The following is a 12,594-nucleotide window of genomic DNA, read 5'->3' as shown; positions in this document are numbered from 1 at the left end:
CGCAGTTTTATGGCTTCAGAGTAGCGTATTTAGACGGGATGCAGAAGGCCGGGCAGGTCTGTAGACGTGTAGTCCGACAAAGCAGGCACTGCCCACGGCATGCGATCCGCCTTTAAGGACTTCTCTACTGAAGAAGGTCATGTTGATGACTATGTTTCGGAGCTTGCGCTGTCGCACCTCGAAACATCGTCGGCCCGAGGGGCATACAAGCGAGCGCAGCTGATTCCTAAGCGTCGGAAGCTCATGAACAGCTTTGAGAAGTATGTCTCTGCAATTGTGAATTCGGAAAAGCATTAAAAATTATGCCGAACTGCGGCTAATTGGTCGGAATGGCGAATTAGCTGGGTTCGTGGCAAGGAAATGATGAGCGAGAATGCGCTCAACCTGACTGTGAAAGAGATCCACCACGCAGACCTGAGAAACGGTGGCCCAGGGTTTGTTGATCCGAAATCCGGGCGTATGGCCACCGCTCATGGGATGCGTACGGCATTTAAGGATTTCGCGATTGAAGAAGCACACGTCGAGGGCCATGTTTTGAAGCTTGCACTGTCGAGGTTCGACACGTCATCAGCCCGAACTGCATTCAAGCGGGGCCAGTTGCTTCCGAAGCGAAGGAAGCTGATGGTGAGCTTCGAGAATTACGTTTATACAGGCAAAAATCTGGCAGGCGATAGCTTACAGAGGGAGTTCCATACCTTTGGGCTTACGCGACAAAACGAGATCTCTTGAGTTTTATCCTCCGAGTGTTACTATGTACTTTTCTTGTAACACAAAAGGGCTCAACCATGACTGAAGCAACAGCAACCTTCACCTTCCGGGTGGATGAAGGTCTAAAAGCCGAGTTCGCCACAGCTGCCAAGTCCCGCGACCGCACCGGGGCGCAACTTTTGCGCGACTTCATGCGTGACTTTGTGCGTCAGCAAGAGGAAGCCGCTGGGCATGACGTTTGGTTTCGTCGCCAAGTGAAAAATGGTCTGGATTCGGCTAATGCCGGCAACTTGATCCCCGCCGCCGAGGTAGAGGCCAAATTTGCAGCCCGGCGAACTGCAACGCGCCTTAGACTTGACGCATCTGAATGATGGAATTGTTCTGGACTCCAGAGGCGATAAAAGACCGCGACGATATTTATGATTACATCGAGGCCGACAATCCAGTCGGCGCTTTAACTCTTGATGAGCTGTTGTCGGAGAGAGCGTTGAGCTTGGTCGATCATCCAAACCTTGGTCGCCTGGCCGTTTAGCCGATACCCGCGAGCTGGTTGCACATCAGAACTATATCCTGATCTATGACTTGCTCGGGGATCTGGTGCGCGTGCTACGTGTCCTTCACGCGGCTAGGCAGTGGCCGCCAATGACGGAATAGAACCGCGTTCAATGCCGAGTTTGTGTCTTTGCAGGTAACTAATTTTTTCGAACCAGAAAATAGCGCAGAAGGCCCCAAGGTGTTGGGGTTTGCCGTAGAACATAAAAAGCTATTAAATCCGTTTCGCCTCTCCGAGCCTCCACCGGGCGTCCCTGTCGGATCGCTGTTATTTTAGCGTTATCATTACTTCTTGATACGGGTTGCCTATGAGTAAGAAAATACCAGCACCATTAATCGCTGTTCTTATTCTATGAATCCAAGGATGCACCGTACTGCCGTATCGTACTAAACCCCACCGGTGATAAAACTCGAATTGTGGTGCTATAGAGATTTTGAAAACAGCCAAATACCGCGCTCCGCGCTTCCCCCGGTGGCTAGACCCGGTGGAAAGGACCCAAAACCCCGTGTAGTGTATAGCGGCTGTTAATGTTTTTCGTTATCGAGGTTCAGGGAGGCAACAGCGGTTTGCACCTGATGGGTATTCACCAAATCTGCTTACATATTGCTTACATTTCAGGTTTTAGAAAAAACAAAACCCGCACTAGGCGGGTTTCATCTGAATTCTTAATGGTGCCCGGAGGCGGAATCGAACCACCGACACGAGGATTTTCAATCCTCTGCTCTACCGACTGAGCTATCCGGGCATGTTGCAATACTGCTCTGCAACGGGGCGCTATTAAACCGGTTTGGCTGCACTGAGTCAAGAGGGCTTTTGAAAATTTGTTAAAGTTTTCAGTGCTGCCCGTTAGGCCGCGTTTAGGGGTTACTTCTCAGGTGGTACGTAGCCTTCGGCTTTGTCGAAGGGTTCGTTGTTAAAGAAGCGTTCCATCTGCGCCTGTAGGTATTTGCGGGTGTTCGGGTCCATCAGGCTCAGGTGTTTTTCATTAATCAGCATGGTTTGCTGGCTTTGCCATTCGTCCCAGGCGGCTTTGGATATGTTGTCGTAGATGTCCTGGCCGCGGGCGCCGGGCATGGGCGGGTTGTTCAGACCTTCCATTTCTTTCTGGTGTTTACGGCAGAAAATGTTACGGCTCATGGGGGCTCCTGTGGGGATTTTAGTATGTTTAGCGGGAAATCAGATTTTACGCATCATATCAGTAATAAGGCTGCCGGGCTGCTACAGCAGCGTGGTCTGTTCGGGGTCTGTCAGCAGTGTGCGTATGGGGGCTGGCAAGCCCAGGCTCAATGCTTGATCACGGTGCAGCCAGCGGTGATTGTCGTCGGCAACGCGGCTCTGGGGTTCGGCGCTCATTCGCGCTGGCTGTATGTGCAGGTGGTAATGGCTGAAGGTGTGCCGAAAGCCGCTGATGCGTTGTGGATCACCACAGCTTAGGCCTAGCTGTTGTTCGCAGGCCTGCTGCAGTTCGTCTTCACCCAATGCTGGGTCAAGCTCTGGCAGGCTCCATAGGCCGCCCCAGATGCCACTGGGTGGCCGGCGCTGAAGCAGTATGCGGCCGTCGCTGTCTTCCAGTATCAGCATCCAGGTGGTTTTTTCGGGCTTGGCTTTTTTCGGTTTCGAGCCGGGGTAAAGTGCGGTTTCACTGTTGGCGTAGGCCAGGCAGTTTTGCTGCACCGGGCAGCGTTCGCAGCCTGGGCGGCTGCGGGTACATACCAGTGCGCCCAGGTCCATAATGGCTTGGGTATAGTCGCGAATACGCTCGTTGGGCGTGTGCTGTTCGGCGAATTGCCAAAGTTTCTGTAGCACAGCAGTCTGCCCTGGCCAGCCGGCTACAACGTGGTAGCGCGCCAGCACCCGCTTGACGTTGCCGTCCAGTATGGCGGCTTTTATATCCCAGGACTGGGCCAGAATAGCGGCGGCGGTTGAACGGCCGATGCCGCTTAGGGCTTCCAGTTGTTGCTGGTCGCGGGGGAATTCGCCGTTGTGTTCCTGCACCACGGCTTGCGCGGCTTTTCGCAGGTTGCGGGCGCGGGCGTAATAACCCAGGCCGGACCAGTGGCTGAGCACGTCGTCTGTAGGGGCTAACGCCAGTGAGTGAACGTCTGGAAAACGCTGCATAAACGCCTGGTAGTAAGGTATAACCGTGGCTACCTGGGTTTGTTGCAGCATAATTTCCGACACCCACACCCGGTATGCGGTGCGGTTGTGGTGCCACGGCAGGTTGTGCCTGCCGTGTTCATCAAACCACTTCAAAAGGGCTGGGGCAAAGCTGTCAGTCATCAGTTAAAGAAACCTTTGAGTGCGTCTTTCACTTTGTCGCCGGCGCCTTCACCCAGTTTTTCCTGCAGCTTCTCTTTTACTTTGTCTTCTGCTTTGGTTTTTGCGCGGTCTATTTCTTGCTCTGCTTTGGCCTTGGCTGCGTTTTTGGCGATGTCTTGCAGGCTGTCGCGGAAGCGCGAACCGTCGAAGGAGCAGAGCCCTGCTGGGTCATCGCTCAGGTTGCCGCGGCACTCCAGAGGTATAACCACGTTTCTCACAATGTCGGTTACCCGGCAGGCTGGGTCGCGGTGGATTTCGCCCACAATACGCAGGCCGAGTTCGTAGTCGACAAGGGTTTGCTGCATGTCTACGCTGCCCTGGCCTTCCAGCTGCATACCGGCAAGCGACGCCAGCAGTTCGGTGTTGTTCAGCGTGTTGCCGTTAATGTCCAGGGTACCGCGCATGTCATTAAACGGTGTGGTAGTGCCCCAGTCGGTCGTACCCAGGGTTTCCTGATTCACCAGCGCAATGCCCTGACATGCCAGGCGGGTCAGGTTCATACGGCGGAACTCGCCTTCTGCCAGGTTAAAGGTAATTTTGCCATCGGCGTTACCGCGCAATGCGGCCATGGTGTTGCCGGTGGATTTGGCGGTTATTTTGAGGTTTGCTCCGCCAGAGAGCATGTCTACTTCCGCCAGGTCGTTCAGCAGCGGCAGGGTTTGTACGTCTGCCACGTCGGTGTTTATGCTCCATTTCGGAGTGTCGGAGCGGGCATCGATGCTGGCATTGGCGTTAAAGCTGCCGTAGTAGAGTTTGCCGCTGAAGTCATCGATTTCCAGCAGGCCGTTTTTGGCCAGGGCGCTAGCTTTTACCTCATTAATCTGGAGATTGCTGACGGTTAGCTTGTTCAGTCCCAAATCAATGTCTAATAACAGCGCACGCAGGGTGTCCAGGGGCAGCAATTTCGAGTCCGGGTCTGCTTGAGCTGCCGCAGTGCTAGAGCCAGAATTAGAACCAGTGCCGCTTTCAGTCGCCGGGGTGTCCGATGGTGGCGGCAGGTAGCGATCGGCGTTTAGCTCGTCACCGGCCAGGCGAAAAACAAGCGCGGAGCTGGCCAGGTTATAACTGCCTGAACCGTTGAACGTGGTGTCGTCCAGTTTCAGGGTTAAGTCGGTTAGCTCCGGCTTGCCCGCTGCTCCGCCAATGTTAGTACTGAAGGCCAGGGCGGTGAGCACGTCGCCGTCACTGGTTTCAATAGCGGGTTGGCCCAGGTTCTCCAGCAGTTTTTTCAATGAAAATTCGTTGATGGCGATGTTGCCCGCCAATTTTGGTTTGTCGCCAAAGCCTTCTACATTCAGATTGGTGTTGGCGCTCAGGTTGGCAAAGCTGAAGCTGATGTCTTTGAACTTCGCGGTTTTGTTAGCCAGATTGGCGGCCAGTGATCCGCTGATTTTAGCGGTGACGGTTTTACCGGCGAATGCATCGCCTCCTATGTCGAAGCTTGCGTCCAGGCCCGATGCGCTAAATGCATCTAACGCCTGGTTGGCCGACAGGCGGGCTGCAATGCTGCCGGTTACGCTCATTTTCGGCTCGGCGGTTTCTACCCGGAAGCTAATGTCTAACGGAAACTCGGAACCCAGAGTGATGTTGCTGGCGCCTAGAGTGAAATCTTCCAGAGTAATTTCCTGGCCGGTGGTGGCGTCGGTGTAGTGCACCCGGGCGTTGGCGATTTCGACGTTGCTGACGTTGAAGTTCAGTGGTTCTGACGAGCCCTCACTCGCTGTTTCTGTAGCAGTCGCGTCCGGAGCCGGTTCGCTGGGGGCGGCTTGCTGCGCGTCTTTCTCCGGCAATATGCGGGGCCAGTTTGCCTGGCCTTCTTTGTTAACGCTTAGATGCGCATCCAGGCCGTTCAGTACAAAGTTGTTCACTTGGGGCGACATGGCGACCAATGACCAGAAATCGATCTCTGCGACCAGGCGATCGAGCGCGATGAAGCGTTCGCCGTCGAGTTTGGCTTCAACGTTATTCAGCTCCAGGCCGATGGGAATGAACGACCAGCTGATGTCGCCGTCTAGAATCAGGTCGAGATTGGTTTGCTTTTCTACGGCCTGCTCAATTTGCGGTTTGTAGGTGTTGGGATCAATCACCAGCATGGCGACGGCTATTGCCGCTACGGCCAGTAAAATCAGTGCCACAATAGTAAGGAGCAGGTAACGTAGTGCTTTCATTGGGTGAGTCCTGTTCGTTCAGATCTTCGTTCAGATCAGTGTGCGATAGTTCAAAGGATAACGCAGGGTTAGCAAATTAACAGCGTGAGTGTATGACAATGCCGTAGTGTTAGGCCAAAATACCGCCGTATTTCTGTGACGATCTTAGTCTCTAGTAATGAGAACAAGAGCCTCTAATAATGACAACAAGGAGTTGGCAATGGCCATCAACGTATCAATAGAACTCAGCCGCGAGCTGGAAATTGACGGCAGTTACGACGAAGTGTTTGACCTGCTGGCGGATGTGCCCCGGTCTGTCAGCCACTTTCCGAAAGTGCATAAGTTGACTGACCTGGGCGATAACAGCTACCTCTGGGAAATGGAGAAGGTAGGCGTTGACAAGTACTCCATCCAAACGGCGTACGCCTGCCATTATGTGTCTGACCGCGATGCCGGCACCATTCGCTGGGAGCCTGTTACGGGCCAGGGCAATGGCGTGGTGAGCGGGTCTTGGGTTATAACCGCCAAGGGCGATACCATGTCCACCCTGAAGTTCAAGACCAATGCAAAATTGACGCTGCCGCTGCCGAGCCTGCTGAAACTGGCCATCAGCCCGATTATCAAGCACGAGTTCAACTCGCTGGTAGACCAGTACATGCGCAATCTGAAGAAAGTGTTTGCATAGCGCAGGGCAATGGTTGCGATGAATCCACCGGCAGGACTCCGGTACGAATAAGCGGTATACTTGGCGCAATTATTCATTGGCGTCTTTGAAACCGAAAATTTTTTAAAATTATTTTAAACAGTTAGTTACGGAGTTCACATGGTCGAACGCAAGGCTCGGGTTGAACGCAATACCCTTGAAACCCAGATCAGTGTTGAAGTAAATCTTGATGGCACCGGTAAAACCAACTTTCAGACCGGCGTGCCATTTCTGGACCATATGATGGATCAGATTGCCCGCCACGGCATGGTAGACCTGGATGTGGTGTGTGATGGCGATTTGCATATTGACGACCACCACACCGTAGAAGATGTGGGCATTACCATGGGCCAGGCGTTCGCTAAAGCGGTGGGCGACAAAAAAGGCATCCGCCGCTACGGCCACGCCTACGTGCCGCTGGACGAAGCTTTGTCGCGGGTAGTGCTGGACCTGTCCGGTCGCCCCGGCTTGCATATGGATGTTCCTTTCACCCGGGCAACCGTGGGTGGCTTTGATGTAGACCTGTTCGCCGAGTTTTTTCAGGGCTTTGTGAACCATGCGCTGATTACCCTGCATATCGACAACCTGAAGGGCAAAAATACCCACCACCAAATTGAAACGGTATTCAAAGCCTTTGGCCGCGCGCTGCGCATGGCCATTGAGCTGGACGACCGCATGGCCGGTATTATGCCCTCCACCAAAGGCACGCTCTGATCCGAGGCGCCCGAGACTGTTCCCAACTGCTGGACTGATGAATTTATGAAAACCGTTGCCATCATTGATTACGGTATGGGCAACCTGCATTCCGTGAGCAAAGCCGTAGAACACGTAGCCCCGAATACCCGGGTGCTGGTGACCGACAACGCCGACCTTATCCGCAGCGCCGACCGGGTGATATTCCCCGGTGTGGGCGCGATTCGCGATTGCATGGCGGAAATCCGTCGGTTGGGCGTGGATGAACTGGTGAAAGAAGTCTCCCGCGATCGCCCTTTGCTGGGTGTGTGCGTAGGCATGCAGGCGCTGATGTCCCACAGCGAAGAAAACGGGGGCGTTGACTGCATTGATGTATTCCCCGCTCACGTTCGCTTTTTCGGCCATGAGCTGACCGAAAATGGCAAACGACTAAAAGTGCCGCACATGGGCTGGAATCAGGTGCAGCAGGTACAAGATCACCCCATGTGGCACAAAATCGCTGACGATGAGCGCTTTTACTTTGTGCACAGTTATTACGCCGAAGCCGAAGATAACGCCGACATAGCCGGCCGCACCCGTTACGGTGTTGACCTTGCGGCGGCGGTCGCCAAAGGCAATATTTTTGCGGTGCAGTTCCACCCGGAAAAGAGTGCCGATGCAGGCCTGCAATTGCTTAAGAATTTTGTGAGCTGGACCGGAGCTTAAGTCGGCAGAAACCGCAGCACCCAAACTACCCCGTTATCACCGGCAAACTATTTAAAATATTCAGGAAAAACTAACGCTATGCTGATTATCCCCGCTATCGATCTGAAAGATGGCAAATGTGTACGCCTACGCCAGGGCCGGATGGACGATTCCACCGTGTTCGGCGGCGATCCGGTTGATATGGCAACCCGCTGGGTAGAGGCCGGTGCGCGGCGCCTTCACTTAGTGGATTTGAACGGTGCGTTTGCCGGTGAGCCGGTTAACGGTGAAATTGTGAAGGCCATCGCGTGCAAGTATCCGGATTTACCGATTCAGATTGGCGGTGGTATCCGCTCCGCAGAGATTATTGAAACCTACCTGCAGGCCGGTGTGCAGTGGGTGATTATTGGCACCAAAGCGGTGAAAGAACCCGAATTTGTAACCGCAATGTGCAAACGTTTCCCCGGCCACATTATTGTGGGCCTGGACGCCAAAGACGGCCACGTGGCCACCGACGGCTGGGCCGAAGTGTCTGAGGTTATGGCAACCGATCTGGCCCAGCGTTTTGCGAACGACGGCGTAGATTCCATTGTGTACACCGACATTGCCCGCGACGGCATGATGCAGGGCGTGAACGTAGAAGCCACCGCGGCGCTGGCCAAGGCTTGCGGCATACCGGTGATTGCTTCTGGCGGCGTGACCAATATGGACGACTTGAAGCGCCTGGGCGCTGTGGCCGATCAGGGCATTCTGGGCGCTATCACCGGCCGTGCGATTTACGAAGGCACCCTGGATGTAGCCGAAGCTCAGGCTTACTGCGACAGCCTGAACGCCTGATTTTTTGATCTTCTGATACTGTGATTTTTTGACTGAACGGAGCATTTCCATGGCACTGGCCAAGCGCATTATTCCCTGTCTGGATGTGGACAAGGGCAGGGTAGTGAAAGGCGTGAACTTTGTGCATATCCGCGACGCTGGCGACCCGGTGGAAGTGGCCCGCCGTTACAACGAGCAGGGCGCCGATGAAATTACCTTTCTGGATATTACCGCCAGCCACGAAAGCCGTGACACCACCTATGAAACCGTTGAGCGAATGGCGGCGGAAGTGTTTATTCCCTTGACCGTCGGCGGCGGTGTGCGCACGGTGGAAGACATTCGCAAACTGCTGAATGCCGGTGCCGATAAGGTGGCCATCAATACCGCGGCGGTGTTTGATCCTGAATTTGTAAGAACCGCGGCCGAGCGTTTTGGCAGCCAGTGCATTGTGGTGGCGATTGATGCCAAGCGGGTGAGTGCCGAGGGCGAAGAACCCAGGTGGGAGATTTTTACCCATGGTGGCCGCAAGCCAACAGGTTTGGATGCGGTGGAATGGGCGCAGAAGATGGTGGCGCTGGGTGCCGGCGAATTGCTACTAACCAGTATGGACCGCGACGGCACCAAAATTGGCTTTGACCTGGGCCTTACCCGCGCCATCAGCGATGCGGTAACGGTGCCGGTGATTGCGTCTGGCGGGGTAGGCGAGTTGCAGCACCTGGCCGATGGCGTAACCATCGGTGGCGCGGATGCGGTTCTGGCGGCGTCGATATTTCACTTCGGCGAGCACACCATTCCAGAGGCAAAAGCGTTCATGAAAGCCCAGGGAATTGAAGTGCGGGATTAGCCTGCCAAGCAATTACAATTGGGCAGCGCTGCTGTCCGATTCCGGTTTTCTCGCGTAAGCAGGCACGATGGCCTGCTTTTTTTCGTTTGCAAACATGGTTCTGTTGTCGTTGCGAATGGCCCAAACGCCGCTGACAGTTGCTATTGCAATGCCTTGCTCATCCAGCAGGGGTAGGTGCTTTTCCAGATAATCTACAGTGATCTTGTGGGGGTGGCCGATGGCGATGGCCGTGCCCTGTTGCCGCGCACGTTGAATCAACAGTTTGAATTGCCGGTCAATAAATTCTTCGGTTTGTTCGTGGTCCAGAAACACATCGCGGGTAAAGCTGGGGATGCGGTGGGCACGGGCGACATCACCGGCTATCGAGCTTGCGATGGTGCGGCTATCAACGAAGTACAGCGGGTACTGGCCCAGTTCTGTCATCACCCAATCCATGGGTTGCAGGCGCTGCGTTAGCAAGCTGCCCATGTGGTTATTGACACCCTGAACGTGAGGCACCGACTGCAAAGCCCGCCGCAATGTGCGGGTAAGTTGGGCTTGGTCCATATCTTCGGTCAGGCCGCCTGGTCCCAGGCCGAAATGCTGGGTATTGGCCATGGGCGCGTGCAGCATGATTTCTTTATTCAGGCTGTGTGACAATTTGGCCAGCTCTACGGTATGGCGGCGGTAGGGCAGAAACGACAGGGTGAGAGGCTGCTCCAGCCGCGCCAGGCGTTCCCCTTCCAGCCGGTTGTGGCCCATGTCATCAATGATGATGGCGATGGTGGGTGGTGGCCCTGCCTGCGCTATGTTGCTGACCATGCCCAGAAGCATGGTCAGCAACATGCGAATCGAAGTATTCGATAGCCGCGGTTTCACAAAGTGCTTCTTGGGGAGTGCCTCATGGAAAGCGCCCCTTGGAAAGTGCCTCATGGAAAGCAACTTATTCCTGAGCACTGCTGGATGTGCCGGTGCGGCTGATGATGTTCAGCCCCTTCAGCAGGTTCAGTGCTGAGCGCAACTGGTAGTCACGATCCAGAACCGCTTCAGCGGATTCCTTGGTGTTATCGCTTACATCCTTAGCGCTTTCATTCTGAGCTTCGTTTTTACGGTTTTCGGCTTCGTTCTTGCCTTCCAGGTGACCGCTTAAATCAGCTTCAGTAAACATCGGCTGGCTGTCCAGTTCTTTCAGCTCTGCCGGTTTGACTTCGATATCCGGTTTTATGCCGGTGGCCTGAATGGAACGGCCGTCCGGGGTGTAGTAGCGGGCTGTGGTCATTTTTATGGCGTGGGTTTCATCCAGCGGAATCACGGTTTGTACGCTGCCTTTTCCGAATGACTGGGTGCCCATCACCACGGCGCGGCGATGGTCCTGCAAGGCGCCCGCGACAATTTCTGATGCAGACGCGGAACCGCCGTTAATCAGAACCACCATGGGCGTATCGGCCAGTATGTCGCCTTCTGTGGCGCTGAAGCGCAGGCGTGAGCTCTGTATGCGGCCTTCGGTATAGACCACCAGGCCTTCGTCTAGCACGGCGTCAACGGTGTCTACTGCGGCCTGCAGCACGCCGCCCGGGTTGTTGCGTACATCCAGAATGACACCTTTTAGCGCACCACCGGCGTCTTTTTTCAGGGCCTTCAGAGCGTTGCGGAACTGGCTGCCTGTTTCGGCCTGGAACTGGGTGATGCGTACATAGCCGTAACCGTCATCCAGCATACGGGATTTCACGCTGGTGACCTTGATGATGGCGCGCTCCACCGGAATGACCAGCGGCCCTGTTTCGCCGTCGCGGATAATCGTCAGTTGCAGAATGCTGCCGGGTTCGCCGCGCATCAGCTCTACCGCGTCTTGCAGAGACATGCCTTTTACCGGTTGCTCACCCAGTTTTATGATCACGTCGGCGGCTTGCACGCCTGCCTTTTGAGCGGGCGTGTCGTCTATGGGAGTAATGACCTTAATAAAGCCGTTTTCCATGCTCACTTCGATGCCCAAGCCACCGAAGGCACCGCTGGTGCTTTCTTCCAGGTCTTCATAATCTTTTGGAGCCAAGTAGGCGGAATGCGGATCCAGCTCTGACAGCATGCCTTTTATGGCGCTTTCAAGCAGCTGGCTGTCAGTGACTTCCTCCACGTAAGCGTCTTTGATGCGACTGAACACGGCGGTAAATTTACGCAGGTCGTCCAGCGGTAGCTGCTCGCGTTCGGCCGGCATATCAATGCCCGCGTGGGGATCGGCTATGGTACTGGTCGGCGTCTGCTGCGCAAAAGCCCAACCGGAAGCGGCAAAACAGAAGGCCATAACGAGGGCCTGCATCGGTAAAGCATGAAGAGTGCGTTGGGCAAGTTTCATCATTTTGCGCGGGATACCCCGTCCTTCAGGTCGGGGAGGGATGGCGCGTCGTGCGTCAGCGCGACTCGTTTTTCCTGTCTCCCTCCTCCTTTGGTTGGTTAGGTTGGATGTGATAGCCGTAGCCATCCGCTCGCTGGGTTAAAACACAGTGGCGATGGGAGATTCCCTGGATGACACCGCTGTTTGTCTGAATATTGAAACTGCCGGTCTTGCGAACGGCGACCCGGCCCAACCAGGTTCCGGTTTTTGTGCCTGTCGGCACTACGGCGCGCACCATGTCGCCGGTCTGAAACCCCTGTACTTGCTTTTGGCGCATCAGATAGCCTCGGGGGAAGCCGTGCTTTGTTAAGCGTGTGCGCTTATAGCCGCCGCGCCCGGTGGCTTTGATCGCCAAGGTTGGAACGTCCCAACCTTCTACGATCTCGACTTCTCCGACGCAAGCAGCGTCCAGCGCGTGAGTCTTAGGAATGCCCAGTCGATGCCGATTGAATTTCGTGCGGCCGCCAGTGCTTACTTCAACCGGCAGGCCTGTCTGCTTCAGTGCCTGATGCAGTGCCCACCGGGTGGAGTTGACCGCTGAAGCGTCTCTTAAGGGCTTTTTGCACTGTTTTAGAATGCGATCCAGCCTGGCCTGGTGGTTTTTCAGCCGCTTGAACGATGCAAAGAAATCAGCAAGTGGCTGCCTGCCTTTCTCCTGATTGCATGGCCGGCACGCCAATGTCAGGTTGCTGATCCGGTTCGAGCCACCGTTGGCTTTTGGGTCGATATGCTCAATTTGAAGAGGGGTGTCTTTGTCGG

Annotated in this window: 13 protein-coding genes, 1 tRNA gene and 1 pseudogene; 8 read left to right on the top strand and 7 right to left on the bottom strand. The window is 55.0% G+C overall.

Annotated elements, in window-relative coordinates; translation table 11 throughout:
- The first annotated feature begins 360 nt into the window (after window positions 1-360).
- The 3 genes and pseudogenes from A3OI_RS0109580 to A3OI_RS19760 all read left to right on the top strand — a co-directional run bounded on the left by A3OI_RS0109580 (window position 361) and on the right by A3OI_RS19760 (window position 1,362).
- On the top strand, window positions 361-729 hold the full coding sequence (locus A3OI_RS0109580; protein WP_177313700.1) for a hypothetical protein: 369 nt from the start codon (window positions 361-363) through the stop codon (window positions 727-729).
- A 56-nt stretch (window positions 730-785) separates the two neighbouring features.
- Window positions 786-1,079: a CopG family ribbon-helix-helix protein gene (locus A3OI_RS0109575; protein WP_018404062.1), complete on the top strand. Its 294-nt coding sequence runs from the start codon at window positions 786-788 to the stop codon at window positions 1,077-1,079.
- Window positions 1,076-1,362: pseudogene (locus tag A3OI_RS19760) on the top strand (type II toxin-antitoxin system RelE/ParE family toxin). The gene A3OI_RS0109575 and the pseudogene A3OI_RS19760 overlap by 4 nt, the downstream one beginning before the upstream one ends.
- Before the next feature lie 568 nt (window positions 1,363-1,930).
- On the opposite strand, the gene A3OI_RS0109565 reads toward A3OI_RS19760, so the two are convergent.
- From A3OI_RS0109565 to A3OI_RS0109550, 4 genes are all read right to left on the bottom strand, one after another.
- A tRNA-Phe gene (locus A3OI_RS0109565) sits at window positions 1,931-2,006 on the bottom strand.
- A 119-nt stretch (window positions 2,007-2,125) separates the two neighbouring features.
- The gene (locus tag A3OI_RS0109560; RefSeq protein WP_007349417.1) at window positions 2,126-2,398 is read right to left on the bottom strand and encodes an oxidative damage protection protein; all 273 of its coding nucleotides are present in this window, start codon (window positions 2,396-2,398) and stop codon (window positions 2,126-2,128) included.
- Between the two features lie 81 nt (window positions 2,399-2,479).
- The gene (gene mutY / locus A3OI_RS0109555) at window positions 2,480-3,541 is read right to left on the bottom strand and encodes an A/G-specific adenine glycosylase (protein WP_018404059.1); all 1,062 of its coding nucleotides are present in this window, start codon (window positions 3,539-3,541) and stop codon (window positions 2,480-2,482) included.
- Window positions 3,541-5,748 carry an AsmA family protein gene (locus tag A3OI_RS0109550; protein WP_018404058.1) on the bottom strand — a complete coding sequence of 736 codons (2,208 nt, stop codon included), beginning with the start codon at window positions 5,746-5,748 and terminating at the stop codon, window positions 3,541-3,543. Before A3OI_RS0109550 ends, mutY begins: the two co-directional genes overlap by 1 nt.
- Window positions 5,749-5,947: 199 nt before the next feature.
- On the opposite strand from A3OI_RS0109550, the gene A3OI_RS0109545 reads away from it, so the two are divergent.
- The 5 genes from A3OI_RS0109545 to hisF all read left to right on the top strand — a co-directional run bounded on the left by A3OI_RS0109545 (window position 5,948) and on the right by hisF (window position 9,467).
- A complete protein-coding gene (locus tag A3OI_RS0109545) occupies window positions 5,948-6,412 on the top strand; it encodes an SRPBCC family protein (protein WP_018404057.1) in 465 nt (154 codons plus the stop codon).
- Between the two features lie 138 nt (window positions 6,413-6,550).
- Window positions 6,551-7,144 (top strand): imidazoleglycerol-phosphate dehydratase HisB, encoded by a 594-nt coding sequence (gene hisB / locus A3OI_RS0109540; RefSeq protein WP_018404056.1) that lies wholly within the window; start codon window positions 6,551-6,553, stop codon window positions 7,142-7,144.
- A 45-nt stretch (window positions 7,145-7,189) separates the two neighbouring features.
- Window positions 7,190-7,828 carry an imidazole glycerol phosphate synthase subunit HisH gene (gene hisH / locus A3OI_RS0109535; RefSeq protein ID WP_018404055.1) on the top strand — a complete coding sequence of 213 codons (639 nt, stop codon included), beginning with the start codon at window positions 7,190-7,192 and terminating at the stop codon, window positions 7,826-7,828.
- A 78-nt stretch (window positions 7,829-7,906) separates the two neighbouring features.
- Complete coding sequence (gene hisA / locus A3OI_RS0109530; protein ID WP_018404054.1) at window positions 7,907-8,644, top strand: 1-(5-phosphoribosyl)-5-[(5-phosphoribosylamino)methylideneamino]imidazole-4-carboxamide isomerase; 738 nt, start codon at window positions 7,907-7,909, stop codon at window positions 8,642-8,644.
- 49 nt (window positions 8,645-8,693) lie between these two features.
- Window positions 8,694-9,467: an imidazole glycerol phosphate synthase subunit HisF gene (gene hisF / locus A3OI_RS0109525; protein WP_018404053.1), complete on the top strand. Its 774-nt coding sequence runs from the start codon at window positions 8,694-8,696 to the stop codon at window positions 9,465-9,467.
- A gap of 12 nt (window positions 9,468-9,479) precedes the next feature.
- On the opposite strand, the gene A3OI_RS0109520 is transcribed toward hisF, so the two are convergent.
- The 3 genes from A3OI_RS0109520 to A3OI_RS19755 all read right to left on the bottom strand — a co-directional run.
- Window positions 9,480-10,292 carry a divergent polysaccharide deacetylase family protein gene (locus tag A3OI_RS0109520; RefSeq protein WP_040475002.1) on the bottom strand — a complete coding sequence of 271 codons (813 nt, stop codon included), beginning with the start codon at window positions 10,290-10,292 and terminating at the stop codon, window positions 9,480-9,482.
- 97 nt (window positions 10,293-10,389) lie between these two features.
- Window positions 10,390-11,796, bottom strand: a complete 1,407-nt coding sequence (locus A3OI_RS0109515) for a S41 family peptidase (RefSeq protein ID WP_026224115.1) — start codon at window positions 11,794-11,796, stop codon at window positions 10,390-10,392.
- A 55-nt stretch (window positions 11,797-11,851) separates the two neighbouring features.
- A partial coding sequence (locus A3OI_RS19755; protein ID WP_018404050.1) for an HNH endonuclease occupies window positions 11,852-12,594 on the bottom strand: 743 nt, incomplete at its 5' end.

It is taken from the genome of Marinobacter gelidimuriae (assembly GCF_000372805.1).
In the GTDB taxonomy this organism is placed as follows: domain Bacteria; phylum Pseudomonadota; class Gammaproteobacteria; order Pseudomonadales; family Oleiphilaceae; genus Marinobacter; species Marinobacter gelidimuriae.
This window is presented reverse-complemented; position numbering and strand designations above follow the sequence as displayed.